General features: G+C 66.7%; 24 protein-coding genes and 1 other RNA gene. 6 read left to right on the top strand and 19 right to left on the bottom strand.

All coding sequences use genetic code 11. From position 1 onward, the window contains the following. The first annotated feature begins 10 nt into the window (after positions 1–10). Positions 11–1,411 (top strand): dihydrolipoyl dehydrogenase, encoded by a 1,401-nt coding sequence (gene lpdA / locus V3G39_12870; GenBank protein XAS75541.1) that lies wholly within the window; start codon positions 11–13, stop codon positions 1,409–1,411. 11 nt (positions 1,412–1,422) lie between these two features. Here the strand turns inward: lpdA and V3G39_12875 are convergent, their stop codons facing one another. The 9 genes from V3G39_12875 to V3G39_12915 all read right to left on the bottom strand — a co-directional run bounded on the left by V3G39_12875 (position 1,423) and on the right by V3G39_12915 (position 11,754). Further along, positions 1,423–2,190 carry an SseB family protein gene (locus V3G39_12875; GenBank protein ID XAS75542.1) on the bottom strand — a complete coding sequence of 256 codons (768 nt, stop codon included), beginning with the start codon at positions 2,188–2,190 and terminating at the stop codon, positions 1,423–1,425. Beyond that, positions 2,187–2,924: a bifunctional 1-(5-phosphoribosyl)-5-((5-phosphoribosylamino)methylideneamino)imidazole-4-carboxamide isomerase/phosphoribosylanthranilate isomerase PriA gene (gene priA, locus V3G39_12880; protein XAS78241.1), complete on the bottom strand. Its 738-nt coding sequence runs from the start codon at positions 2,922–2,924 to the stop codon at positions 2,187–2,189. The genes V3G39_12875 and priA overlap by 4 nt, the downstream gene beginning before the upstream one ends. 66 nt (positions 2,925–2,990) lie before the next feature. After that, the gene (gene hisH / locus V3G39_12885) at positions 2,991–3,641 is read right to left on the bottom strand and encodes an imidazole glycerol phosphate synthase subunit HisH (protein XAS75543.1); all 651 of its coding nucleotides are present in this window, start codon (positions 3,639–3,641) and stop codon (positions 2,991–2,993) included. Then, a complete protein-coding gene (locus V3G39_12890; GenBank protein XAS75544.1) occupies positions 3,638–4,261 on the bottom strand; it encodes a hypothetical protein in 624 nt (207 codons plus the stop codon). The genes hisH and V3G39_12890 overlap by 4 nt, the downstream gene beginning before the upstream one ends. Positions 4,262–4,266: 5 nt before the next feature. Further along, positions 4,267–4,899 carry an imidazoleglycerol-phosphate dehydratase HisB gene (gene hisB / locus V3G39_12895; protein ID XAS75545.1) on the bottom strand — a complete coding sequence of 211 codons (633 nt, stop codon included), beginning with the start codon at positions 4,897–4,899 and terminating at the stop codon, positions 4,267–4,269. Beyond that, entirely contained in the window at positions 4,899–6,014 is a 1,116-nt protein-coding gene (locus V3G39_12900) for a histidinol-phosphate transaminase (GenBank protein ID XAS75546.1), read from the bottom strand. The genes hisB and V3G39_12900 overlap by 1 nt, the downstream gene beginning before the upstream one ends. Positions 6,015–6,027: 13 nt before the next feature. Further along, the gene (gene hisD, locus V3G39_12905; protein ID XAS75547.1) at positions 6,028–7,371 is read right to left on the bottom strand and encodes a histidinol dehydrogenase; all 1,344 of its coding nucleotides are present in this window, start codon (positions 7,369–7,371) and stop codon (positions 6,028–6,030) included. A gap of 61 nt (positions 7,372–7,432) precedes the next feature. After that, on the bottom strand, positions 7,433–10,420 hold the full coding sequence (locus V3G39_12910; GenBank protein ID XAS75548.1) for a bifunctional [glutamine synthetase] adenylyltransferase/[glutamine synthetase]-adenylyl-L-tyrosine phosphorylase: 2,988 nt from the start codon (positions 10,418–10,420) through the stop codon (positions 7,433–7,435). Further along, complete coding sequence (locus V3G39_12915) at positions 10,417–11,754, bottom strand: glutamine synthetase family protein (GenBank protein ID XAS75549.1); 1,338 nt, start codon at positions 11,752–11,754, stop codon at positions 10,417–10,419. Before V3G39_12915 ends, V3G39_12910 begins: the two co-directional genes overlap by 4 nt. Before the next feature lie 66 nt (positions 11,755–11,820). Here V3G39_12915 and panB point away from each other — a divergent pair, with 66 nt between their 5' ends. Further along, on the top strand, positions 11,821–12,693 hold the full coding sequence (panB, locus tag V3G39_12920) for a 3-methyl-2-oxobutanoate hydroxymethyltransferase (protein XAS75550.1): 873 nt from the start codon (positions 11,821–11,823) through the stop codon (positions 12,691–12,693). 42 nt (positions 12,694–12,735) lie between these two features. On the opposite strand, the gene V3G39_12925 is transcribed toward panB, so the two are convergent. From V3G39_12925 to V3G39_12935, 3 genes are all read right to left on the bottom strand, one after another. Continuing rightward, positions 12,736–13,617, bottom strand: coding sequence for a GNAT family N-acetyltransferase (locus V3G39_12925; protein XAS75551.1), 882 nt, complete (start codon positions 13,615–13,617; stop codon positions 12,736–12,738). Positions 13,618–13,747: 130 nt separating this feature from the next. Next, complete coding sequence (locus tag V3G39_12930) at positions 13,748–15,001, bottom strand: MFS transporter (GenBank protein XAS75552.1); 1,254 nt, start codon at positions 14,999–15,001, stop codon at positions 13,748–13,750. 79 nt (positions 15,002–15,080) lie between these two features. Beyond that, the gene (locus V3G39_12935; protein ID XAS75553.1) at positions 15,081–15,269 is read right to left on the bottom strand and encodes a methionine aminopeptidase; all 189 of its coding nucleotides are present in this window, start codon (positions 15,267–15,269) and stop codon (positions 15,081–15,083) included. 60 nt (positions 15,270–15,329) lie between these two features. Here V3G39_12935 and map point away from each other — a divergent pair, with 60 nt between their 5' ends. Continuing rightward, positions 15,330–16,187 (top strand): type I methionyl aminopeptidase, encoded by an 858-nt coding sequence (map, locus tag V3G39_12940; GenBank protein XAS75554.1) that lies wholly within the window; start codon positions 15,330–15,332, stop codon positions 16,185–16,187. 26 nt (positions 16,188–16,213) lie between these two features. Next, positions 16,214–16,993: an ROK family protein gene (locus tag V3G39_12945; GenBank protein XAS75555.1), complete on the top strand. Its 780-nt coding sequence runs from the start codon at positions 16,214–16,216 to the stop codon at positions 16,991–16,993. An 8-nt stretch (positions 16,994–17,001) separates the two neighbouring features. On the opposite strand, the gene V3G39_12950 is transcribed toward V3G39_12945, so the two are convergent. After that, a complete protein-coding gene (locus tag V3G39_12950) occupies positions 17,002–18,159 on the bottom strand; it encodes a peptidoglycan bridge formation glycyltransferase FemA/FemB family protein (protein ID XAS75556.1) in 1,158 nt (385 codons plus the stop codon). Positions 18,160–18,213: 54 nt separating this feature from the next. Continuing rightward, on the bottom strand, positions 18,214–18,867 hold the full coding sequence (locus V3G39_12955; GenBank protein ID XAS75557.1) for an MBL fold metallo-hydrolase: 654 nt from the start codon (positions 18,865–18,867) through the stop codon (positions 18,214–18,216). Between the two features lie 50 nt (positions 18,868–18,917). On the opposite strand from V3G39_12955, the gene V3G39_12960 reads away from it, so the two are divergent. After that, positions 18,918–20,378 carry a GuaB1 family IMP dehydrogenase-related protein gene (locus V3G39_12960; protein XAS75558.1) on the top strand — a complete coding sequence of 487 codons (1,461 nt, stop codon included), beginning with the start codon at positions 18,918–18,920 and terminating at the stop codon, positions 20,376–20,378. Between the two features lie 17 nt (positions 20,379–20,395). Here the strand turns inward: V3G39_12960 and V3G39_12965 are convergent, their stop codons facing one another. From V3G39_12965 to V3G39_12975, 3 genes are all read right to left on the bottom strand, one after another. Beyond that, entirely contained in the window at positions 20,396–20,623 is a 228-nt protein-coding gene (locus V3G39_12965) for a hypothetical protein (GenBank protein ID XAS75559.1), read from the bottom strand. 71 nt (positions 20,624–20,694) lie between these two features. Next, complete coding sequence (locus V3G39_12970; protein XAS75560.1) at positions 20,695–21,426, bottom strand: ABC transporter permease; 732 nt, start codon at positions 21,424–21,426, stop codon at positions 20,695–20,697. Continuing rightward, complete coding sequence (locus V3G39_12975) at positions 21,423–22,142, bottom strand: ABC transporter ATP-binding protein (GenBank protein ID XAS75561.1); 720 nt, start codon at positions 22,140–22,142, stop codon at positions 21,423–21,425. Before V3G39_12975 ends, V3G39_12970 begins: the two co-directional genes overlap by 4 nt. A 55-nt stretch (positions 22,143–22,197) precedes the next feature. Between V3G39_12975 and V3G39_12980 the strand changes: the two genes are divergently transcribed. Next, positions 22,198–22,773: a TetR family transcriptional regulator gene (locus V3G39_12980; GenBank protein ID XAS75562.1), complete on the top strand. Its 576-nt coding sequence runs from the start codon at positions 22,198–22,200 to the stop codon at positions 22,771–22,773. A gap of 135 nt (positions 22,774–22,908) precedes the next feature. On the opposite strand, the gene rnpB is transcribed toward V3G39_12980, so the two are convergent. After that, an RNA gene (gene rnpB, locus V3G39_12985) (RNase P RNA component class A) lies at positions 22,909–23,320 on the bottom strand. A gap of 144 nt (positions 23,321–23,464) precedes the next feature. After that, positions 23,465–24,904: an RNB domain-containing ribonuclease gene (locus V3G39_12990; protein XAS75563.1), complete on the bottom strand. Its 1,440-nt coding sequence runs from the start codon at positions 24,902–24,904 to the stop codon at positions 23,465–23,467. Between the last annotated feature and the right edge of the window lie 75 nt (positions 24,905–24,979).

Below are 24,979 nucleotides of genomic sequence, written 5' to 3' on the forward strand. Positions count from 1 at the left end.
AGTCGCCCCCATGGCTGATCACTTTGATGTAGTAGTCCTCGGTGCCGGTCCCGGCGGGTATGTCGCGGCGATCCGCGCCAGCCAGTTGGGCCTGAAGGCCGCTGTTGTCGAAGGCAAGTACTGGGGCGGGGTGTGTCTCAATATCGGCTGCATCCCTTCCAAGGCTCTGCTGCGCAACGCCGAGCTCGCGCATGTGCTGCACAAAGAGAAGGACGTCTTCGGCATCACCGGCGACGTGAGCATGTCCTACGACGTGACGCATGCCCGCAGTCGCAAGGTGTCCGACGGCATCGTCAAGGGCGTGCACTACCTGATGAAGAAGAACAAGATCACCGAGATCGACGGGTGGGGCACCCTGACGGACACGAAGTCGATGACCGTGAAGCTGAACGATGGCGGAACTCAGGAACTGACCTACGACAACCTCATCCTCGACACCGGTGCCCAGACCCGACTGATCCCGGGCACCCAGCTGTCCGAACGCGTCGTGACCTACGAAGAGCAGATCCTGGACCCGAACCTCCCGGAGTCCATCGTCATCGCGGGATCGGGCGCCATCGGCGTCGAATTCGCTTACGTGTTGAGCAACTTCGGTGTCGACGTGACCATCGTGGAGTTCCTGGATCGGATGGTCCCGACCGAAGACATCGCAGTCTCCAAGGAGCTGCTCAAGCACTACAAGAAGCTCGGCGTGAAGGTGATGCTCTCCACCAAGGTCGAGAACATCGACGACTCCGGCGACAAGGTGAAGGTCACCGTCTCCCCCGCTGCGGGTGGCGAATCGCACGTCATCGAGACCGACAAGGTGATGCAGGCCATCGGTTTCGCGCCGCGCACCGAGGGCTACGGCCTCGCGGAGATCGGGGTGCAGCTCACCGACCGCGGAGCCATCGCCATCGACGGTCGGGGAGCTACCAACCTCGACGGTGTGTACGCCATCGGGGACGTGACCGCCAAGTTGATGCTCGCGCACACTGCGGAGGCCCAGGGTATTGTCGCCGCCGAGACGATCGCCGGAGTGGAAACAATGGAGATCGACTACGACATGATCCCCCGAGCGACCTACTGCCAGCCGCAGATCGCCTCTTTCGGCTACACCGAGGCACAGGCCAAGGACAAGGGCTACGACGTGAAGGTCGCCCAGTTCCCGTTCTCTGCGAACGGCAAAGCCCAGGGCCTGGGCGAATCGGCCGGCTTCGTCAAGATCATCGCCGATGCGTCGCACAACGAGATCATCGGCGCCCACCTCATCGGACCGGACGTCACCGAGTTGTTGCCGGTGCTGACTCTGGCCCAGAAATGGGACCTGACCGCGGACGAGGTGGCCCGCAACGTTTTTGCGCACCCGACCCTGGGTGAAGCAGTCAAAGAGGCCATCGAAGGTATCGCCGGTCACATGATCAACCTGTAGCGGCGGGGGGGCTAGGGACCGGCGGTCACGATCCGGAAGGACAGCGCGTCAATCCTCGCCCGGGCTTCACCGTCGGTCGCTATCCGCTCCCCCACCCGGGCGCACAATTCCTGCACGCCATCGGACCCAAGTCCGGGCCGCAGGCTCAGCACCACGCGTAGCCCGCCGGAGTTGCCGTCCTCACAGGCCGCCGTCACCACGTCGCCTTCCTCTCGCGCGGCCCGGGTGACTGCCTGCAGTACGAACGGGTCGGTATACGCGGGCTGCCACGTCCGTTGCATCGCCAGGGCCCACACCATGCTCGGACGGACCACCCGCACCTGCTGCGATCCGAGCTCCAGCACCAGGACGTCACACCCCTCCGACACTGCCGCCTGTGCCGCCTGCGCAGCCGGCACCGGCCGCGGCCGAGCCTGCGGGTTCCAATTCGCAAGCGCGGCCATCCCGGTGAAGACCGGCAGCGCGCGCTCCCCGTCGTCGGCAGTCAGCGTCACCACTGCCATCTGCGAGGACTTCTCCACGCTCAGGCCGTCCGGCGACTGCTCGATCTCCTGCGCGGCGGCGACGATGGGCACCAACAGTCGCGCGGCTGCGAGCGCCGCCATGAACGTCACGTCGTCGGCGCCCAGCGCCGCCGTCAGACCCGCGTCCGCCGCACCGGTGTCCTGATCGAACCCCGTCGAGGGCAACTCCCGCCCCGTCCACGCCCGACCGGCCGAGTCACTTCCCTCTCGGTCCGCCGCGTCGTCACCACCACCGAGGCTGTCCAGACCGCTCACTTGCGGCCGGCCGCATCGAGTGCCGCGCCCAGCGTGAACGCACCGCGGTAGAGCGCCGATCCGATGATGGCCCCCTCCACACCGCTCGGGACCAGCGCCCGGAGCGCCTCGATATCGGCAATGGTGGACACCCCACCGGAAGCAACCACCGGACGGTCCGTGCGCTCGCACACCTGACGCAGCAACTCCACATTCGGACCGGCCAGCATGCCGTCCTTGGCGACGTCCGTCACGACGTAGCGGCTGCACCCTTCGGTATCGAGACGATCCAGGGTCTCCCACAGATCCCCGCCCTCGCGGGTCCATCCCCGAGCTGCGAGCGTCGTGCCACGGACATCAAGACCGACGGCGATACGGTCCCCGTGCTCGGCAATGGCCTGTGCCGTCCACTGCGGGTTCTCCAGGGCTGCAGTGCCCAGATTGACCCGTCTGCAGCCCGTCGAGAGAGCGGCATCGAGAGTTTCGGCGTCCCGGATGCCACCGGACAGCTCCACCTGCATATCGAGCCGGCCGATGATCGAGGCCAGCAGGTCCCTGTTGTGACCACGACCGAACGCCGCGTCGAGGTCGACCAGATGCAGCCACTGCGCACCCTGGTCCTGCCACGCGAGCGCCGCCTGCCACGGGTCGCCGAAGTCGCCGCCCGTGCCGGCGATGCCCTGCACCAGCTGAACCGCGCGACCCTGCACGACGTCGACCGCCGGGAGTAACTCCAGCCGTTGCGGGTTCGTCAACCCATCAGCGTGCAGTGCGGGGGTGTGCTCGGAAACCACAGACAAACCTCTCCATTACGTTGACGCTCACCAGGATGCCAACCAGTTCTCGATCAATGCTGCTCCGGCGTCGCCGGACTTCTCGGGGTGGAACTGGGTCCCGGTCAGCGGGCCGTCCTCGGCGGCGGCAATAAACGTGCCACCGTGCCGGGCTGTGCTGATCCGCACACCCGGGCCGGCCGACGTATCACTGGTCGCCAGTTGAAACTGCCCCTCGTCGTACTCGGCCGCGTAGGAGTGCACGAAGTAGAAATGCTCGGCCTCCACCCCTTTCAGGAGCAGGGATGACCGGGCCGCTTCGACCTGTGACCAGCCCATATGCGGCACCACCGGTGCGTGCAGTCGGGTGACCGTGCCCGGCAGCAGACCCAGTCCGGGCAGCGAAGTACCGGTCGAATGTTCGGTGGACCCGGCGAACAGGATCTGGAATCCCACACATACCCCGAAGACCGGAGCCGAGAGCGCCAACCGTTCCCGGATCAACGCAGGACCGCCGACCGCACGCAGACCCGCGACGCAGGCGTGGAAGTTGCCCACTCCGGGAACATAGAGGGCGTCGGCTCGAGCGACCGCATGCTGGTCCGCGGTGAGTTCGACATCGGCACCGACCCGTTCGAGCATCCGCACGACGGAGCGGATGTTGCCACTGCCGTAATCGAGCACGACGACGCGCTTCATACCGTTCCCGCGATCGTGTCGTGGATCTCTTTACGCTCGGAGGTGATGCGTTGGAACTGGCGCACCGACCGGGCAGCGGGTTCGATGAGCACGGCGCCGTCCGCGCTGCGGACACCTCGTCCGAGCACCAGCCGTTCACCGGGTAGCCCCAGTACACCGACCACATCGGCGAGCACATCGCTGACCGCCGAGCTTCGTTCGGCGAAAATATCGCGTAGATCCTGCTCCACGTCAGCAGTGGCCCCAGCAGCTCGCACCAGGTCCGCAGGTTGAGCGGCGGGCAGGGACGGGAGCCGCGCCAGACCTCGCCCGCTCTCCCAGACCAGCCACCGCGTCACCGCTCGCCACCCGGGTGGATGCACCGTAGCTACCAGACGGCCGTCGATCTGGAAGAAACCCACTGCGCTGCGCATCGCGGACGGGACGACGCGCGCCAGGAGCAGCGCCGGTCCCGCGTCATACGGGGCAGGAGCGGCGGCCGGGCCCGCAGGAACGACAGCGGACCAACCTGCCAGCGGTACCACGTAACAGGGCGCGGATCCTCGGGCGACCCAGGTCTGCGCCCGTGGACCGTCGCCTCTCAGGTAGAGCACGCCCGTGCTGGGCCGGGTGGACACCATTGGACTCAGAGGGATCCCTTGGCGCTCGGGATACCGACCACCCGCGGATCCCTGGCGACGGCAGCTCGGACAGCACGGGCAACGGCCTTGAACTGTGCCTCGACGATGTGGTGCGGATCGCGACCGGAGATCAGACGCACATGCAGCGCGATACCCGCGTGGAAGGCAAACGACTCCAGCACGTGCCGGGTCAGCGATCCGGTGTAGGCACCACCGATGACGACGTAGATCTGCCCCTCCGGCTCCCCCTCATGCACCATGTACGGTCGGCCGGCGACGTCGACGACGGCCTGGGCCAGCGCCTCGTCCAGTGGCACCATGGCATCCCCGAACCGTGAGATGCCGGACTTGTCACCGAGCGCCTCACGCAGGGCCTGCCCGAGCACGATCGCGGTGTCCTCGACCGTGTGGTGGGCATCGACGTCGATATCGCCGGTGGCTCTGATCCGCAGATCGATCAGACTGTGCCGCGCGAAACTGTCGAGCATGTGGTCGTAGAAGCGCACACCGGTGCTGATGTCGGACTCCCCCGTACCGTCCAGGTCCAGGAAGAGGTCGACGCTGGCTTCTTTGGTCGAGCGCGTGACGTGGGCCGTGCGGTGTGGCGGGCCCTGCGGTACGGGGTGCTGCTCGTTCATCAGGTGCTCTCCTCGATGTCCACGCGTAGGTCGGCCAGGGCCGCGAGCACTGCCTGGGTCTCCGCCGGGGTGCCGGCAGTGATCCGCAGGTGATGCTCCATCCCGACGTCGCGCACCAGAACACCTCGGTCCAGTAATTTCGCCCATGCCCTGCGCGCGTCCGCAAATCCTCCCACGAGCACAAAGTTCGCATCGCTGGCCACCGGCGTCAGCCTCAGGGCCTGGCAGCCCTCGACAAGCACGTCGCGGGATTCCTTGATCTGCTCCACCATGGCCAACATGGTGTCCGCGTGGGCGAGCGCTGCCAACGCCACGGCCTGCGTCACGCTCGAGAGGTGGTAGGGCAGCCGCACCAGTCGCAGCAGGTCGGTGAGCTCGGATGCGGCCGCGAGGTAGCCCAGCCGTACCCCGGCGAAGGCGAAGGCCTTGGACATCGTGCGGGTGACGACCAGCCGGTCCCGACCCGGTAGCAACGTGATAGCGCTTGCCGTTCCCGCGCGGGCGAACTCTCCGTAGGCCTCGTCGACGATCACGACCGCGCGAGGTGCTGCCTCATACACGCGCAGCACGACGTCCGGGTCCAGTGCGGTGCCCGTCGGGTTGTTGGGCGAGCACAGGAAGACCAGATGCGGATCGTGGCGGTGCACCTGTTCGACGGCGAGGTCGGCGTCGATGTCGAAGCGGCCCGGCGCGGCATCACGCAGACCGTCGACCCAGGTCGTACCGACGCTTCGGCTGATGATCGGGTGCATCGAGTAGGACGGGGTGAAACCCAGGGCGGTCCGCCCTGGCCCCCCGAACGCGAGAGCAAGGTGTTGCAGCACCTCGTTGGAGCCGTTGCCGGCCCAGATCTGCGCGGCCTGCAGACGGCAGTTCGCGGTGTCGTTCAGATACCCGGCAAGTGCGTCCCGAAGCTGACTGAATTCGCGGTCGGGATACCGGTTCAGGCCGGCCGCGACCTCCGCGACAGAGTCGGAGATGGCCTCGACCACCTGCGGTGGCACCGGGTACGACGACTCGTTGGTGTTGAGGGCGACCGGTACGTTCAGCTGCGGTGCACCATAGGCCGTGACGCCGCGTAGGTCGGGCCGCAGCAGATCCTGCAACTCGCTCATCGCGCTGCAGACCTCAGGACGTCGCGAAACGGGCCGTGACCGCTTCGCCGTGGGCGGGCAGATCCTCCGCGTCGGCGAGCGTGACGACAAATCTCGCCACCTCGCGCAGCGCCGCCTCGGAGTAGTCGATGACATGGATGCCGCGCAGGAATGTCTGCACGGACAGTCCGCTGCTGTGGCAGGCGCAGCCTGCGGTGGGCAGCACATGGTTGGAACCGGCGCAGTAGTCGCCGAGGCTGACCGGGGCGTACGGGCCGACGAAGATCGCACCTGCGTTCCGGATCCGTGCGGCTACCGCAGCCGCGTCCCTGGTCTGAATCTCCAGGTGCTCGGCCGCGTACGCGTCGATCACTCGAATACCGTCGTCGAGACTGTCGACCAGGACGATCGCCGACTGCCGACCGGCGAGCGCTGTCGTGACCCGCTGCGTGTGTTTCGTCTGCTCGACCCGAACGCCGAGACAACGCTGTACGTCGTCGGCGAGGGTCGCGCTGTCGGTGACCAGGACTGCGGCGGCGAGGTCGTCGTGCTCGGCCTGACTGATCATGTCCGCAGCAACCAGCTCTGCGTCGGCGGCATCGTCGGCCAGGATGGCGATCTCGGTGGGACCGGCTTCGGAGTCGATCCCGATCAGGCCCTTCAGCAACCGCTTCGCGGCGGCTACATAGATGTTGCCAGGACCGGTGACCAGGGTGACGGGCTCGCAGACCGTTGCGCCGTCGTCGTCGCGGGCGCCGTAGGCGAACATCGCCACAGCCTGGGCGCCGCCGACTGCGTAGACCTCGTCGACGCCGAGCAGCTCGCAGGTGGCCAGAATGGTCGGGTCCGGGTACCCCGTGAAGATGCCGGTGTTGTCCACCTGCGGCGGGCTGGCCACCGCCAACGACGCCACCTGCGCGACCTGGGCGGGCACGACGTTCATCACGACACTGCTGAAATACACCGCGACCCCACCGGGCACGTAGAGCCCGACCCGGTCGACGGGAACCCAGCGTTCGGTCACGGTACCCCCGTCGACCACGGTGGTCGTGGTGTCGGTGCGTCGCTGGTCCTCATGCACCAGGCGCGCCCGCCGGATGGATTCCAGCAACGCTTCGCGTAGTTGCGGGTCGAGCTGCTCAGCGGCCGCGCGCAGCACCTCGCGCGGCACCCGCAGCGTGGCAGGGCGCACCTTGTCGAAACGCTCACCCAGCTCCAGCAGGGCCTGCTCCCCGCGGGCCTGCACTTCGGCACAGATAGGGCGCACGACGTCCAGCGCGGCATCGACATCGAACTCGGCGCGAGGCAGAATGGCGCGCAGGCCGCGGGCGTCCAACGAGGACAACGCGCTGCCGCGCAGGTCAAGACGGGATATCACCGGACCAGTTTAAGCGGGCCGGGCGGGCGCTGACCCACCCCGTCCATGTGCCGTCGGTAACTCAGCGGTGGGTGGGGTGCTCGTCCCGACCTTCGATGAGATCACTGCCGTAGAAGCGGTGTTCGACGATCGAGCGGGCCAACCGGGTATGGCGCAGGTAGTCCTCCTGCAGCCCATAGGCCCGCGACAGCGGCCAACCGAGTAGTCCGGCGATGCCGCGGACGTCAGCCAGACTGCTGGGCAGCGAGTCGATCGACCGCCCACGCCACAACATTCCGGCGTTGCGCAGCCGGGTGGCGAACTCCCACGCCGCGCCGAGTCGTTCGGCTTCCTCCTCGGTGAGCAGATCGTGCTCGGCCATGACGCGCAGCAGCGAGAAGGTGCCGGTGTGTTGCAGGGCGGCAATCTCGTGACCGTGCTCCAACTGGGCCAGTTGAACGGTCCACTCGACGTCCGACAGGCCACCCCGACCCAGTTTGAAGTGGGTGCGCCGGTCGCCGCCGCGCGGGATGCGTTCGGCTTCCATCCGCGCCTTGAGGGACCGGATCTGACGGATCGCGCCGAGGTCCATCCCGCCTTCGGGGTAACGCAGCGGGTCGATCAGGCGCACGAACCGGGCGCCGAGATCGACGTCCCCGGCGATCGGCAGCGCACGCAGCAGGGCCTGCGCCTCCCAGCCGGCCGACCACCGGTCGTAGTAGGCGGCGTAGGAGGACAGGGTGCGCACGATCGGCCCGGATTTGCCCTCAGGACGCAGATCGGCATCCACGATCAGCGAAGGGTCCGGTCCACTGAGGGCCAGCGAGGACCGCAACTGGTTGACGACGGCGGTGGCTTCGGTCGTTGCTCGCCCGGGCTCGGCGCCCGGCAACGGGTCGTGCACGAACAGAACGTCGGCGTCGCTGGAGTACCCGGTCTCGCGACCGCCGAGCCGGCCCATCCCGATGACTGCTATCACCGTCGTCAGTGGCGCCCCGGCCTGCGACACGGCATCACGAACAGCGACATCCAGAGCGGCTTGGATAGTGGCTGCGGAGATGTCGGTGAGGGCTATCTCCAAGGTATTCAGGTCCACGGACCCGGCAATGTCGGCCACGGCTACCCGGATGAGTTCGGCGCGACGGATCTCCCGGATCGCCCGGACTGCGTCGTGGCCGTCGTCGTGACGTTCGATCGCCGCCTGCATCACTTCGAGGATCGCGCGGCGCGTCCACGGGACACGTGCCTGCTCCGAGCCGAAGACCGCCACCGAGGATGGCGCCCCCTCGATCAAGGTCCCGGCATACCTGCTATTGGCCAGCACCCGGGCGAGCAGCTGAGCCGCGCCACCCTCATCGCGCAACATCTTCAGGTACCAGTGGGTGGCCCCCAACCTGTCACTGATCCTGCGGAACGCGAGGAGCCCGAGGTCGGGATCGGCCTCCTGGGCGAACCACTGCAGCATCACCGGCAGCAAGGTCCGCTGGATGGCAGCACGCCGACTCACGCCTTCGGTCAGGGCCTGGATGTGCGCGATCGCACCCTTGGGATCGGCATACCCCAGGGCGGCGAACCGGTCCTGGGCGCTGTCCAGGGACAGGCAGGCGTCGTCGTCACTGAGCCGGGCCACGGCCGAGAGCAGCGGTCGGAAGAACAACCGCTCGTACAGCCGGCGTACGTCACGGGCAGTGGTACGCCACAGGGCCACCACCCCCTCGACGGGGTCACCCTTGACCGCGAGCGCACGACCCAACGGACGCAACTGCTCGGGATCGATCGGCATGAGGTGGGTGCGTCGCATCCGGGACAGCTGGATGCGGTGCTCCAGAACGCGCAGCCGGCGGTAACAACGGTCCAGCTCCTCACCTGCCTGACGACCGACGTAACCGCCGCGCACCAGCGCCTCGATCGCGGCCAGGGTGCTGCGGTGACGCAGTCGCTCATCGGTGCGCCCGTGCACCAGCTGCAGCAACTGGGTGCTGAACTCCACATCGCGTAGACCACCCGGACCCAGCTTCAGCTGCCGTTCGGACTCACTAGCCGGCACATACTGCTCGACCCGCGCCCGCATGGCCTGCACGTCCTCGACGAAATGTTCCCTGGTAGAGGCCGCCCAGACCATCGGGGCCATCGCGTCCAGGTAGGCAGCACCCAACGCCGCATCACCCGCCACGTGGCGCGCTTTGAGCAGCGCCTGAAATTCCCACGTCTTGGCCCAACGCTCGTAGTAGGCCGCGTGTCCGGCCACCGTGCGCACGAGTGGACCCTGCTTACCCTCCGGCCGCAAGGCGGTGTCGACCTCCCACAGCATGCCTTCCGCAGTGGGCTGCGAACACGCCTTGATCAGCGCGATGGCCAGTTTGCCGGCGATGTCCCGCGCCTGTGCCTCGTCGTCGCCCGGATCGACCGGCTCGGCAACGAAGATCACATCCACATCGCTGACGTAGTTCAACTCGCGTCCGCCACATTTGCCCATCCCGATCACGGCCAGTCGCACCCGCTCGGCACCCTCGACCTCGCGACGCGCAATGGCCAGCGCCGCGTCCAGGCAGGCACCCGCGAGGTCGGCCAGCGCGCGGGCGACCTCGGGAAAGGACTCGATCGGATTGCTCGTGACGTCGTAGGCGGCGATGCGTACCAGCTGGCGCCGGTAGGCGACCCGCAACAGGTCGTAGGCCTTCTCGCCGCTCGCTTCACCGACATCGCGCGCGACCTCGGCGTAGATCCCGGCCGCGTCCTTCAGCTCTGCGCCGGTGACCTCGGGCCAATGGTCGGGGTGGCGCACCAGATGGTCGGTCAGGCCTGCCGAGCTGGCCAGCAGGCCAACCAACGCTCGCGCCTGCGACCCCGCCGCCACCAGGACGGCGTCCAACTGCGAGCGTTGCGAACCTGTCGTCGCCTCGCGTAGTCGGACCATTCCCAGCACCGCCTGGTCCGGGTCGACGGAGGCCGAGACCACCCCGAGAGTGCCGGGTCCGATGCTGGCTCCCAGCTCTTCCAGGCAACGTCCGGAACGATCGACGTGCAGGAACCCGGCCCGCGCCAGCGCTCCCCGCGTCGGAATACTCACGGGCGATGCAGGTACTGGTCGAGCTCGAACTGGGTGACCTGATCACGGTAGGCCGCCCATTCCGCCTTCTTGTTACGCAAGAAGAAGTCGAACACGTGCTCACCGAGGGTCTCCGCGACCAGCTCGCTGTTCTCCATGAGGTGAATCGCGTGATCCAACGAGGCAGGCAGCGGATCGATGCCGAGGCTGTGGCGCTCGCGGTCGGTCAATGTCCAGACGTCGTCCTCGGCCTCTGCGGGCAACTCGTACTCCTCTTCGATGCCCTTCATGCCGGCGGCCAGCAGAACCGCGTACGCGAGGTAGGGGTTCGCGGCCGCATCCAGGGATCTGATCTCGATCCTGCTGCTTTGGTGCTTGCCCGGCTTGTACATCGGCACCCGCACCATCGCGCTGCGGTTGTTGTGCCCCCAGCACACGTGGGCCGGGGCCTCCGCGCCGCCCCACATCCGTTTGTAGGAGTTGACCCACTGGTTGGTCACCGCCGAGATCTCCGCCGCATGCCGCAGGATTCCGGCAATGAAGTGCTTACCCGTCCTGGACAGCTGATACGGCGCGCCTGCCTCGTGGAATGCGTTGCGGTCGCCTTCGAACAGGGAGACGTGAGTGTGCATCCCGCTGCCGGGATGGCTGGCCAGCGGCTTGGGCATGAAGGAGGCGAACACGCCCTGCTCCAGTGCGACCTCCTTGATCACCGCGCGGAACGTCATGATGTTGTCCGCCGTCGTCAGCGCGTCGGCGTAGCGCAGATCGATCTCGTTCTGCCCGGGTCCGCCTTCGTGATGACTGAACTCCACCGAGATTCCCATGCTCTCCAACATGGTGATGGCCGCACGCCGGAAGTCGTGCGCGGTGCCGTGCGGGACGTGGTCGAAGAATCCGGCCTGGTCCACCGGCACCGGCGGTGAGTGGGTGCCGGTGCGCTGCTCGAAGAGATAGAACTCGATCTCGGGGTGGGTATAGAACGTCAGGCCCTGATCCGCAGCACGGGTGAGCGCGCGTTTGAGGACGTATCGGGGGTCGGCGGCGGCGGCGCTGTTGTCCGGGAGTCTGATGTCGGCGAACATCCGTGCCGTGCCGGGGGCATCACCCCGCCAGGGCAGGATCTGGAACGTCGACGCGTCGGGCAGGACCAGCATGTCAGCCTCGAAGACGCGCGCCAGCCCTTGGATGGAGCTGCCGTCGAAGCCGATTCCCTCCGCAAAGGCACCTTCCAGCTCCGCCGGTGCGACTGCGACCGACTTGAGCATCCCGAGTACGTCGGTGAACCACAGCCGTACGAAGCGGATATCGCGCTCGTCGATGGTTCGGAGCACGAATTCCTGCTGACGGTCCATGGCTGTGATCCTAGGCGGACCCGGCCGGGATGTCGGAGGGCACCGATCCCCGATTACCCTCCGGGGATGACTGAGGAAGCTCCGCCCTATGGCAGCGGCAACGCCACCGGCCCGTCCGACACACCGCCGGGCACGTCGGTGCGGCGGGTACGAACCCATCACCTGCTCGCGCTGAAGCAGGAGGGCACGCGCTGGTCGATGCTGACGTCCTACGACCAGTTCACCGCCGCGATCTTCGACGAGGCGGGCATCGAAGTGCTGCTGGTGGGCGATTCCGCGGGGAACAACGTCCTCGGTTACGAGACGACCCTGCCGGTGACCGTGGACGACCTGCTCCCCCTCGTTCGGGCTGTGTCCGGTGCGGCGCGCCGCGCTCTGGTCGTCGCGGATCTGCCGTTCGGCAGTTACCAGCGCGATCCGGCCCAGGCCTTCGACACCGCGGTGCGCTTCATGAAGGAAGGACGGGCCCATGCGGTGAAGCTGGAGGGTGGCGCGTCGATGGCGCCCACCGTCGAGCTCCTGACGACAGCCGGCATTCCCGTGATGACACATATCGGTTTCACGCCGCAGAGCGAGCACACGCTCGGCGGATACAAGGTCCAGGGCCGGGGGTCCGGAGCCGACCAGCTGATCGCCGATGCCGAAGCACTGCAGGAGGCGGGCGCGTTCGCCGTGGTGATGGAGATGGTCCCGGCACCCCTCGCCGCCCGGGTCACTGCAACGGTGCGCATCCCGACGGTAGGCATCGGCGCAGGCCCCGACTGTGATGCGCAGGTGCTCGTCTGGCAGGACTTCGCCGGGATGCGCGGCGGGCGAATGGCGCGATTCGTCAAGCAGTACGCCGACCTGCGCGGCACCCTGCTGGAGGCCGCCCGCGACTACCGGGCCGACGTCGTGGCGGGAACCTTCCCGGGACCGGAACACTCTTTCGAGAAATAGCTCGGCGTGGCGTCGCGCCCTGCCGTCCGCAAGCGCGACGACTTACCCCGGCCGACGGAAGTCGGTGACGTCGGCGAACTGCCGGAAGCCGGCCGAGACGTAGGTCGCGACCGCGCCCGCATTGCTGCTCGGGGTGCACACCGTCGCGCTGGAGGAGCCCATCTCCTGCAGCGCAGCGGCTGCCGCGACAGAGATGGCAGTGCCGTACCCGTGGCCTCGATGATCCTGGTGGACGCCGAGTGGTTCCAGCAGACCCGGTCGTCCCTGCCCGGCCGACCACACGGTGACGGCAGCGACTGCCCGGCCCTTCGGGTCGTAACCGACCAGGCACCGGGCCCGACGGTACGCCGGAGCCAGCGTCATCACGTGCCACTGCTGCACGGTGAACGTGGACCGTGCAAACGACGCCAGCTGTACGGCGACACAATCGCGAACGACCGGGTCCCGAACGTCGTTCGTCGTAATGACCTCCACTCTGAGGCGGCTGTCCGGCACCGGCGTAGTCAGGTTCCGCGACAACGGAGTCCACGGCTCGTCGGGCTGCCAACCGTTGCGACGGAGAAGACCGCGTAGGGCGGCTCCGGATCGGGCTTCGACGGTCCCGGGACCGGCGGGCAGCACACCGGACGCCGGGCTCGCCAGATCGGCCACCAGGTGCTCGGCAAAAGCATCATCCTCATCGACGTCCGGTGCGATCGCCATCCGGATGACCGTCTGGCCATCGACCATGCCGGCGGCCAGGATCTGCCCGTCACGACGCCATACCCGAACGGAATCGGACACCTCCTGCGCACCCAGGCGGTACTGCCACCCGATGTCGCCCGGATGAAGCTGGACCGGTCCGCCCTGGTGCTGCCAGGCCGCCACCACGTCGGCGACCTCCTCCAGCGAGTCCGGCGTCGCACACCGCAGAGTGATCGTCATTCGTTGATACAACCCCATACGGCACGGCCGCCGCACCTGGATTAATCAGCCGCCTCGAGATGCCGCGCTCCCACAAACCCGCGGAAAGTGACCGGCGCCCGATGATTCTCGCCAGGCACACCACATGCCGTCACGGCGACGACCGTGCAGACGACGTCTCGGACTGACGGGCCAGGTCGGCGGCTGCGCGGTGTTGTGACCCTGATGGCACCGAGCGCCACATCACGGTTGCGGCTGCGAACCCCAGACCTCCGCAGACGACGATGCCTGCGCCGAGGCTGAGGATTGCAGTGACACCGGCCAGCAATGCGGGACCCAGGGTGGAACCTGCATCCGAGAGCTCCCGCCAGATACCCAGGAACTGAGGTCGGCCCACCACGGGTGAGAAGTCGGCGCCGAGCGTCATCACCATCCCCGACCCGATCCCGTTGCCGAAACCGAGCACACAGGAGACCAGGGCGAGCGTGAGTACCCCGTGCGTCAGCGGCATAGCCATCATCGCCAGCCCCATCACCAGCATGGACGGCACGGTGACCCACCGCCTGCCGAAGATGTCCATCACCTTGCCGGCTGGATAGAAGACGAGCATGTCGATGCCGCCGCTCACCCCGTAGATCAGCGATGCCGTGGTCGGACTCAGTCCGAGGTGCTCGGCCCACAGTGGAATCACGGCCTGCCGGGATGCCCGGATCGAGGACACGAGTAACACCCCCATACCGACGGTGAGGAACACCTTGCGGTAGTCGCGCAGCACGCCGCGCACGCTCGGAGTGCCCGTGTCACCCACCTTCGCGCGTTGCGCAGCGGCATCACGCGGCAGATCCTTCAAGGTCGCACCCAGCACACCAGCCAGCAGCAGGGCCGCAGCACTCACGGCATACGCGCCCGCCAGGTGCCAGACGCTCATCGCTGCGGCGCCCAGGAACGGCCCCGCGAACACCCCGATCCGCATGACGCCACCCAGCGTCGACAACGCCCGTGCCCGGTGGCTGGCGGGGACCGCTTCGGTGAGATAGGTCTGGCGGGCAAGCATGAAGACCGACGCGCTGATGCCGTAGAGCAGGGCGCCAACCATGAACACCCAGATATCGCTGCCGATCAGGAACAATCCAGACGCGAGAACCCCTACGACCGCCGCACCGATGATGGCCGGCCGCTCGCCGTACCGGTCGGTGATGACGGAGGAGGGCACGTTGAACACGAGTGAACCGACGTTGATCAGAACGACCATCGTGGCAGCGATGGCCACGCTCGCACCCAGGCTGCGTGCCGACAGCGGAAGCACCGGCAGGATCGCGCCCTCGCCGAGGCCGAAGAGCAGTGTCGGCCCGTAGGCGGGGATCGCCAGCGCGCGGAAGCTGAATCCGTCTTCCGTAGCGCTCATCTCAACCTCGACAATAGAGCTTGCCTATTGATGCGCCGTACGCCGCGGCCCGTCACTCATCCGCGGGTCCGTCCTGAAATCAGTCGCGAGCGCCGTGCTCGTTCCACTCTTTGTCCTCTGAATCCCAGTCCTGCGTTTTCTTTCGAGCGGAAGCAAGCGCGTTCGCGGCGGCGTCCCTGGTGTCGTAGGGACCCATCAGGTGGTCCCCGGCGCTCTTGCTGTCGTCGTCTTCGACCTGGCCGCTGTCCACGTTGTACCAGTAGGTCATCGCACTCTCCTGCGTAGTAGTCCGAGGTAGTCCGTTCCGCAGCCCTAGACTGGCACATCTATGACCTTCTCCCCCGTCGTCGCCGGCCGGGTCGGACCGCGTCGCGCTGTCCCATCCGCAATTACCCGGCCCGAGTACGTGAACCGGCCCGCTCCGACGCCGTTCACCGGGTCGGAGATCAAGGACGACGCGACGATCGAGGCAATGCGCGTCGCCGGCCGGATCGCGGCCGGAGCACTCGCCGCGGCCGGGGCTGCCGCAGCACCTGGAATCACCACCGACGAACTGGACCGGATCGGGCACGAATACCTGCTGGACCACGGTGCCTACCCCTCCACACTCGGCTACCGCGGGTTTCCTAAGTCGCTGTGCACGAGCGTGAATGAGGTCATCTGCCACGGAATTCCCGACGACCGGCCGCTGGACGACGGCGACATCGTCAAGATCGACATCACCGCCTTCATCGACGGGGTGCACGGCGACAACTGCGGTTCGTTCGTGGTCGGGGATGCCGACGAGGAATCCCGCCTGTTGGTCGAGCGCACCCGCGAGGCGATGAACCGCGGCATCCGCGCTGCATTGCCCGGTCGTGAGGTCAATGTGATCGGGCGGGTCATCGAGAAGTACGCCGCCCGCTTCGGCTACGGCGTCGTACGCGACTACACCGGGCACGGGGTGGGTCAGGCATTCCACTCCGGTCTGGTGATCCCGCACTACGACTCGGCACCGGCGCACAATGACCTCATCGAGCCCGGGATGACCTTCACCGTCGAACCGATGATCAATCTGGGCGGACCGGACTGGCAGATGTGGGAGGACGGCTGGACGGTCGTCACCGCTGACCGGTCGCGTTCCGCGCAGTTCGAGCAGACCATCCTCATCACCGGGACCGGCCCCGAAATTCTCACCACCGTCTGATCCGAACAGCACCCCAAGGAGATCTCATGTCGACCACGCACCCCCTCGGTATCGACGTCGGCGGCACCGGGATCAAAGGCGCGCCGGTCAACCTGAGCACCGGCAAATTCGCCGCGGACCGGCTGCGCATCGAGACGCCGAAAGTGTCCACGCCGGACGCCGTTGCCGAGATCATCGAGCACATCGCCCAGCACTTCAAAGATCTGGTGGGTGATCAGCCGATCGGGGTGACGTTTCCCGCCGTCGTCACGCACGGTGTCGTTCGCAGTGCCGCAAACATCGATGCATCATGGATCGGCACCAACGTCGAGGAACTGCTACAGGACCGACTGGGTCGCTCGGTGACGGCGATGAACGATGCGGACGCCGCAGGTGTCGGCGAGCTGCAGTTCGGTGCCGCGCGAAACACCGAGGGTCTGGTGCTGGTCTCGACCCTCGGGACCGGCATCGGCTCGGCACTGCTGAACCACGGTCAGCTGGTCCCCAACTCAGAGCTCGGCCATCTGGAGATCGATGGCCATGACGCCGAGAGCAAGGCCGCGAGCAGCGTCAGAGAGAACGAGGACCTGTCCTGGGAGGACTGGGCCGCGCGGTTGCAGCGTTACTACAGCCACGTCGAAGACCTGCTGTGGCCGGATCTGATCGTCGTCGGCGGCGGCATCTCGAAGAAGTCCGACAAGTTTCTCCCGCTACTGCACCTGCGCGCTCCGATCGTGGCCGCCCAGCTACGCAATGCGGCCGGCATCGTCGGGGCGGCCCACCACGCAGTGCAGTCCGCGAAAGCAGAGGGCACCCACCGCGAGTGAGCCCGGTCTCAGCTTTTGGACATGCTGGACGGGGCATATTTGCCCCGTCCAGCATGTCCAAAACTCGAGACGGTTGCCTTTGGATTGCGCACCGCCGCACGCACGGCGGGCACACCCCGCTTGAGCCCGCGGCGCACCACGGGCAATGCCCGCTCGAAGAATGCGTAGAGCGGCGAGAACGGCAGGTCCCAGGTCCCTATCAGCAGGTCCTCATGGTGGGCGAACTGCCGCTTGAAGTCGGAGATGCCGTCGTTGAGCAGGCCGTTGAAGTCATACCGCGTCACTCCCAGCTCGCGCATCTGGGTCATTGCGTAGAACTTCAATCCGTAATTGAGGCGCAGCTTCATCCCGCGCGGGTTGACCCCGCCGTACAGCTCGAACGCCGTCGTGCCGGAGGCGACCAGCCAGACGAACGCGACCAGTTCTGCACCCTCCCAGGCAGCCAGCAGCCGGGACCGGTCGCCGAGCAGGTCGCGGATACCGCGGTGGTAGTCATCGGAGTGGACTGCGAAGTCGGCGCGTTCTGCAGTGGCCCGGTTGATGTCGAGCACCGCAGCCAGGTCAGCGTCGGTGGTGACCTCGCCGAAGTGGACGTCCTCGGCACGGAAGGACTTACGGACGTTCTGCCGGGTGGAGGAACTCAGACCCTTCATCAACGTGTCGTCGTCGGCGGTCACGTCGACGATGAGGGTGCGCGGGATCAGACCGGTATTGCTGCTGCGCCGAAAACCGGCAGCAGCAACGTCGGCGAGCCACCCGGAAGCCGGACCCTTCTGCAGGGCTTCGATCTGGGTGTCGTCCGCGCCCTTGGGCAGCGGGGCTCCCGGCTGCTCCCAGTCCGGCTCGATGGTGAGCGCGATGGGCTTGTGATGCGAGCGGACGTAGGACGCGATGGCCTGCAGGACGTCTGCCCGGTCAGCCTCTGCTGCCTGCGGTCCACGCGGAATGTAGGCCAGGCACCGGAAAGGCCGCGGCAGCGTGCGCAGCAGTACCTGAGCACTACCCACCACCCGTTCGCCGTCATGCACGACGAGATGGTCAGCACGCCACTCGTAACGCGCCTTCAGCCGGCCCCAGCCCCACAGCTGCAGCGGGTGCCCGTGCGCGTCGTCGACGATGGCGTCCCATTCGCCCTGGTCGCGGCAGGAGGTCACCGTGAGCGTCATGCCCGGCAGGCTATCCGCCCCGCCCGCTCAACCACACATCTCTCGCGCGGGGGCTCAGAACTGCGCAGCAGCACCGTCAGACAGATCGCGCACCTCGACACCACCGTCGAGGCCGAACGTTGCGACATGGTGCAGATAGGCGCCGCGACCGACCTGCGACAGCAACGCATCGTGAATCGGGACGATGACCTTCGGCTCGATCCGCCGCACGAAGGCAACGGTCTCGCGGACCGCGGCCCATGGGGCCGACAGCGGGACAGCGAGTACGTCGACGTCACCCGCCGGTTCAGCGTCCAGCGCATCACCCGGGTGGAAGACCGACGGTTCACCGGCTGCCGCGAACAACAGACCCAGATTCGCGATCCTCGGAAGGTATTCATGGATCAAGGCGTGCTGAGCACCCGCTGGCGTCACCGTCACGGAGCCGACCGAGAATGCTTCTGCGTCGCGGGTCGGCGTCGCAGTGATGCCGTGTTCCGCAAGCACTGCGACGGTGTCCGGGTCCGCAAACAGGGCGGCGGCAGGATTGGCAGCAAGCAGCGGGCCCAGCTTGTCCGGCTCCACGTGATCGGCGTGCTGATGGGTGACCAGCACAGCATCCAGGCCCGTCACGCCGTCGTATCGGGAGAAGCTGCCCGGGTCTATCAGCAAGCGTGCGGCAGGGTATTCCAGCAGGAGGCAGGCATGGCCGAGGTGGGTGATCTGCATACTCGGCACGGTACGCCGAGCGCCCTTGGGTGGCGCCGTAGGATCGGCGAGTGCATTTTCTTGGGGACACCCCCGCCCATGACCTGACCTACAGCGACGTCTTCATGGTGCCGTCCCGTTCGTCGGTGACCAGTCGCCTCGCTGTCGACCTGTCCACCCGCGACGGGCTGGGCACGACGTTGCCGCTCGTGGTGTCGAACATGACGGCCGTCTCCGGACGACGGATGTCCGAGACGGTGGCGCGCCGCGGTGGCATCGCAATCCTGCCGCAGGACATTCCCGTCCACGCGGTGCAGGAGACGATCGAGGCGGTCAAGGCCAGCCACCCCGTGTTCGAGTCAGCGGTGACGATCGGTCCCGACGCACCGGTGAGTGCTGTTCTCGCGCTGATGGGCAAGCGTGCACATCGTGCCGCTGTCGTCGTGGACACAGACGGTCGCCCCGTGGGGGTCGTACAGGAGGCCCAGTGCCTGCGGGTCGACCGATTCACCACCGTCGGCCAGGTGATGGCCGAAGACCTGCTGACGGTGCCCGCCGCCGTCGACCTGCGAGAGACCTTCGACCTACTCGTCAGCTCTCATCTGGAACTCGCGCCGGTCATCGACGCAGACGGCAGACTTGTCGGCATCCTGACCCGCAAGGGCATCCTGCGCTCGACCATCTACTCCCCCGCACTCGACCGCGACGGGCGGCTGTCCCTCGGGGTGGCCATCGGTATCAACGGGGACGTGCGGGAGAAAGCCGACACCATGCTCGGCTCCGGCGCCGACGTGTTGGTGGTCGACACTGCGCACGGCCACCAGGACAAGATGCTCGATGCACTGGGCCTGGTACGCGACGCAAGAGACGAGCACGAAGCGGCGACCGGCGTACGCATTCCGATAGCTGCCGGAAACGTCGTGTCGGCCGCCGGCACACGTGACCTCGTGAGCGCCGGCGCCGACATCGTCAAGGTCGGCGTCGGCCCCGGTGCCATGTGCACGACCCGGATGATGACCGGAGTCGGCCGACCCCAGTTCTCGGCTGTGCTCGAATGCGCCGCGGCGGCAAATGAACTCGGTGCGCACGTATGGGCGGACGGCGGTGTGAAGTACCCGCGTGACGTGGCGCTGGCGCTCGCCGCGGGTGCCGCCTCGGTGATGATCGGCTCGTGGTTCGCCGGCACCTGGGAAAGCCCCGGTGACCTCAACAAGGATGCCGATGGTCGGCTCTACAAGGAGTCCTTCGGGATGGCCTCAGCGCGCGCCGTCGGCAATCGCAGTGCCGGACGCGATGCATTCGACCGAGCCCGTCTGGGGTTGTTCGAGGAGGGCATCTCCTCCTCGAAGATGTACCTGGACCCGGCACGGCCCGGCGTCGAGGACCTCATCGACGGAATCGCAGCCGGCGTCCGATCGAGCTTCACCTACGCCGGAGCGGACAGCATCGCAGCGTTCCGCGAGAAGGCCGTGGTCGGCATACAGAGTGCCAGTGGATATGACGAAGGTCGACCGCACGAGACGTCCTGGTGAGCCGGCCTTACTGATCTTCAGCGGTTCGCGCGACGCTCACGACGACCCTCGCGCGATCGGCCTACGCCGTCCTTTTCGTCGAACGCGCCTGGAAACAGGAGCCGACGCCCGAAGGCCCAGTAGTACCCGGTGACCATCGCCAGCACCACCAGCCCCCACACGGGTGCGTTCGTAGGCCCCATCAGGACGGCGTAGATCGCCACCAGAAAGCCCAGTCCGATACCAATTCCGTTTGCTCGCTGCATTGTGGTTTCCCATCTGAGGTGTGCTTCTCAACCTAGTCACAACGGACGGCTCGGCAAGTGATTTCGCGTGGTCACCGGGTGCTGCGCCGCAGAGTTGCGGTCGCCGCGACGAGTGCTGCCAGCGTGCCCCCCGTCAGTACGAGCAACCCCCGCAGGAAGGTTCCGTCTACCGAGGGCGAGGACGCAACCTGCTGAAGCGCCTCGACGGCGTAGGTCAACGGCATCGCATCGGAGAACCAGCGCAGCACCGGAGCCATCTGGTCGCGTGGCTGGAACAATCCACAGACCAGCAACTGCGGCAGCACAATCACCGGCATGAACTGCACTGCTTGGAACTCGGTACGGGCAAATGCACTGGCGAGTAGTCCGAGGGCCACTCCGAGCAAGGCGTCCAGCGCGGCAATGAGGACCAGCGCCCACACCGCGCCGGCCAGTGACAACCCCATCCACAGTGAGACGGCCACCGCCAGCGCAACCTGCACGAGCGCGAGCGCGGAGAAGGCAACCGCATATCCCGCGATCAGGTCCAGCTTCGCCATCGGCGTGGTGAGCAAGCGCTCCAATGTGCCCGACGTGCGTTCGCGCAAGGTCGCGATGGACGTCACCAGAAACATCATCAGGAATGGAAAGAAACCCAACAGCGCGGGTGCCGAGCGGGTGAAGATCGCGGCGGAGTCAAAGACGTAGCGCAGCATCACCAGCAGCACTGACGGCATCAGCAGCATCAGCACAACGGTGCGTGGATCGTGGCGCAACTGGGTGAGCACACGCACGGCAGTGACGAGGGTGAGCTTCGGACTCATGCTGCACTCTCTTGCGCGACCAGTGCCAGAAACGCTGCAGCCATCGAGTGGGTAGCTGTGCGCTGCATCAGCTTTCGAGGCGAGTCGTGGGTGAGGACGATACCGTCGCGCATCAGCAGCAGGTCGTCACAGCGTTCGGCCTCTTCCATCACGTGGCTGGACACCAACAAGGCCAGCCCGTGCTCCACCAGGCGACGGAAGAGCGACCACAGGTCCTCGCGCAGCACTGGATCGAGCCCCACCGTGGGTTCATCCAGCACCAGTAGCTGCGGTCTGCCCAGCATTGCCACGGCGAGACTGACCCGCGAACGTTGGCCGCCGGACAACCGCCCGGTCAGATGAGCTCCGAGAGCAGTCAGGTCCACTTCCTCCATCACCCGATCCACATCGGCCGCCGGCGCGCGGACCACCTGGGCGAAGTAGCGGATGTTCTGCGCAACCGTCAGGTCGTCGTACACCGAGGCCTGTTGCGATGCATAGCCGATCTGCGCCCTCAGCGACGGGTGGCCGGCCGGCCGGCCTAGCACGGTCAGCGTCCCGGACGTGATCCGCTGGGTACCGACGATTGCCCGCATCAGCGTGGTCTTGCCGCAACCACTCGGCCCGAGCAGTCCGGTGATCGAGCCAGGGTCGACCGTGATGTCCAGGTGCCGCAGGACCGCTGTGCCATCGCGAGTGACGCAGAGATCCTCAGATCGGACGGCATAATTAATCATGCGATTAAATGTAGACTTGCCAGGTCAGATGTCAAGAGTGAGCGGAGGCGGATCAGTGGCTACTGCTGGACGCCGGCCGGGTCCCACCACCACACCCGAGCAGATCCTCGATGCGGCACGCAGTCTGTTTGCCGAAAGGGGATATCAAGGCACGACGATGCGTGCCGTAGCGCAGCAGGCCGGGGTGAACTCTGCTCTGGTCCATCACTACTTCACATCGAAAGAGCGACTCTTCGTCGCGGCACTGCGATTTCCGCTCAACCCAGCTGAGGCAGTGGCCGCCCTGCTCGCGGCCGGCCCACGCGAGGAGTTCGCGCAGCGCCTTGTGCGGTTCTTCATCCGCGCCTGGCGCGACCCGGAAACCGGACAGCAGTTACAAGCCGTCATCCGCAGCTCCGTGGGTACAGCGCAAGGCGCGGCATCGGCGCGTCAACTCGCCGAAAACGTTCTGCTGGAACGCACGGCGGGAATGCTGGGGGTATCCCCCCTGCATCTGGCTGCAGCGATCACCCACCTGATCGGGCTGATGATCGGCGCGACCATCATCGGTATCGAACCCCTTGCATCAGCCGGCGAGGACGAACTCGTCGACCTGGTGACGCCGGCAATCGCGCATTACCTCGCCACGTAGAGATTTCGAACCGTTCGTGACCTGCAGGCTTGGCGACCTCGATCCCTCAGCGGCAGACTGCGTCGATATCGAACCGCACATCCTCGATGAGGGGTCGGTGAGTGCCTGCCCGCCGAGAAGACGTACCTGCGGGGTGGGACGAGCTGGCCGTTACGCCGGATTCTGTCAGGCGCCGCTGTTGCCGGCGACGCCGTAGCGACCATCCATCTAGGACCGTCGTTGCCGACGGCCTCCAGCGATCTACCCGCATACTCGGGCGGGCCGCCCTCGAACGCATGCTGTCTGATCTTGCTCCGGGTGGGGTTTACCGAGCCGCACCGGTCACCCGGCACGCTGGTGGTCTCTTACACCACCGTTTCACCCTTACCGCCGCGGTCTGGCGCGGAGCGCAAGCCCCGACCACCACGCGACGGCGGTCTGTTTTCTGTGGCACTTTCCCGCGGGTCACCCCGGGTGGCTGTTAGCCATCACCCTGCCCTGTGGAGTCCGGACGTTCCTCGGCGAGCAGCACTTGCGCATTGCCCGACGCGGCCGCCTAGCCAGCTCGCCCACGCACTCATGGTAGTAGTCGCGGCGGGCAGCCTCGACCGAGCGACTGCCTGCGTTCAACAACTCTGAGCGAACCGGCCCGAAATGCGCCACCTGGACCTGCGCCGCCTGGACCTGCGCTGTCTACAAACAGCTGTCTCCCTCAGGCGCCGGCGAGCTCGAAGGTCAGTTTGTGCGCGGCGATGTCCACTGCAACCAGCGTGACTTTCACGACCGACCCGGGTTCCGCGCTCCCCAGGCATCGCGCGAGGACCGCGACGTCGCGCAGCTGCACCTCGATATTTTTGTCGCGCACCGACACGACCATCGCATCAAAGGTCTCCCCCAGTCGTGGCGCAAGGACGGCTGCTTCGACGGCGTCGTCACAGGCCCGGCCCACCGACGAAGCCACCTGGTCGCGTGATCGCATGATGTCGGGGAGGTCATCCAGAGCCTCGACCGCCCACGCCGGTGGCTCTGCGCCACGACAGACGGCCTCGCAGATAGCAAGCCCGAATCGGTCCACCAACCGCCGTAGGGGGGCGGTGACATGCGCATAGGGGGCAGCAACCGCCGCCTGGTCGGTGACTTTCGGAATCTCACCGTTGAAGGGGGTGTACCCGGCCCCTCGAAAGAGTGACGCCGCATCGTGGATCAGTGCCAGGTGTCTGGGACCGGTGCGATCCAGCGACGCGATGAACTCGCCGTACGTCCGGCCGTCCGGCCAGTCGATCGTCATGGCCGATGCACGCCGTCGGAAGCTGTCGATCGCGCTCTGCTGCGGCGGCGGCATGGTGCGCAGGATGCCGACCTTGGCATCGAGCATCATCGTCGCCGCACACGTTCCGGCCAGCAGTGAAATTTGCGCGTTCCAACCTTCGCTGGCCACTGGTGGTCGGAACTGCAGTCGGTAGGTGCCGTCCTCGTCGCGTTCCACCTCCTGCTCTGGCATCGGCAAGTCCGCACCGCCGCGTTTGTGCTGCAGGGCGATCCGCAACTCGCCGATCTCCTGCAGCAGGCTGAGCCCGACGGGCAGCTGCCGGCCGATCCGTTGCTGGACCCTTTCGTAGTCCAGCCGGGCGATGCTGCGAACCCGTGCGAGATAGACCGTTGCGGCGATCACCTCGCCGAGAGCATCGAGCTCGACGTCCCAGACATATGCCCCGCGCACCTGACCCGGCAGCAGGCTGGCGACGTCTTCACTGAGCACCGTGGGGTGCAACGGAATCCGCATGTCCGGCAGGTAGACCGTCTCGCCCCGTACGCGTGTCTCCTGGTCGAGAGCACCTCCAGGTTCGACGAAAGCCGCTACGTGGGCGATCGCGTATCGGACCCGGAATCCACCGGTCGTGCGTTCCAGATACATCGCCTGATCCAGATCGACGGAGCCCGGAGGGTCGATGGTGAAGAACGGTACGGACGTCTCATCCCGTGCCGGCAACTGCGCTGCGTCGACGGCACGCCGGGCTTCGTCAAGCGCGGCCTCCGGGTAGTCGATCGACAGCTCATGTTCCGCGCGTATCGCGGCGAACGCCCGTTCCAGCGGGCCGGGGTCAGCGGTGTTCGGATCGGCCTGAGGTGCATGCACGACGCGAGGCAGCATGTCGGTCACTGTACGCAGCGGCGGACGCCGACCGGACGGCGTACGTGATCTCAACCGACGTGATCTCGGCCGACG

The organism is Dermatophilaceae bacterium Sec6.4, assembly GCA_039636865.1.
In the GTDB taxonomy this organism is placed as follows: Bacteria; Actinomycetota; Actinomycetes; order Actinomycetales; family Dermatophilaceae; genus Allobranchiibius.

Coding starts and splice junctions, on each gene's coding strand:
- lpdA (XAS75541.1), top strand. CDS start 11: ATGGCTGATCACTTTGATGTAGTAGTCCTCGGTGCCGGTCCCGGCGGG.
- hisH (XAS75543.1), bottom strand. CDS start 3,641: ATGAAGCGCGTCGTCGTGCTCGATTACGGCAGTGGCAACATCCGCTCC.
- V3G39_12890 (XAS75544.1), bottom strand. CDS start 4,261: ATGGTGTCCACCCGGCCCAGCACGGGCGTGCTCTACCTGAGAGGCGAC.
- hisB (XAS75545.1), bottom strand. CDS start 4,899: ATGAACGAGCAGCACCCCGTACCGCAGGGCCCGCCACACCGCACGGCC.
- V3G39_12900 (XAS75546.1), bottom strand. CDS start 6,014: ATGAGCGAGTTGCAGGATCTGCTGCGGCCCGACCTACGCGGCGTCACG.
- V3G39_12915 (XAS75549.1), bottom strand. CDS start 11,754: ATGGACCGTCAGCAGGAATTCGTGCTCCGAACCATCGACGAGCGCGAT.
- panB (XAS75550.1), top strand. CDS start 11,821: ATGACTGAGGAAGCTCCGCCCTATGGCAGCGGCAACGCCACCGGCCCG.
- V3G39_12925 (XAS75551.1), bottom strand. CDS start 13,617: ATGACGATCACTCTGCGGTGTGCGACGCCGGACTCGCTGGAGGAGGTC.
- V3G39_12930 (XAS75552.1), bottom strand. CDS start 15,001: ATGAGCGCTACGGAAGACGGATTCAGCTTCCGCGCGCTGGCGATCCCC.
- V3G39_12935 (XAS75553.1), bottom strand. CDS start 15,269: ATGACCTACTGGTACAACGTGGACAGCGGCCAGGTCGAAGACGACGAC.
- map (XAS75554.1), top strand. CDS start 15,330: ATGACCTTCTCCCCCGTCGTCGCCGGCCGGGTCGGACCGCGTCGCGCT.
- V3G39_12945 (XAS75555.1), top strand. CDS start 16,214: ATGTCGACCACGCACCCCCTCGGTATCGACGTCGGCGGCACCGGGATC.
- V3G39_12950 (XAS75556.1), bottom strand. CDS start 18,159: ATGACGCTCACGGTGACCTCCTGCCGCGACCAGGGCGAATGGGACGCC.
- V3G39_12955 (XAS75557.1), bottom strand. CDS start 18,867: ATGCAGATCACCCACCTCGGCCATGCCTGCCTCCTGCTGGAATACCCT.
- V3G39_12965 (XAS75559.1), bottom strand. CDS start 20,623: ATGCAGCGAGCAAACGGAATTGGTATCGGACTGGGCTTTCTGGTGGCG.
- V3G39_12970 (XAS75560.1), bottom strand. CDS start 21,426: ATGAGTCCGAAGCTCACCCTCGTCACTGCCGTGCGTGTGCTCACCCAG.
- V3G39_12975 (XAS75561.1), bottom strand. CDS start 22,142: ATGATTAATTATGCCGTCCGATCTGAGGATCTCTGCGTCACTCGCGAT.
- V3G39_12990 (XAS75563.1), bottom strand. CDS start 24,904: ATGCTGCCTCGCGTCGTGCATGCACCTCAGGCCGATCCGAACACCGCT.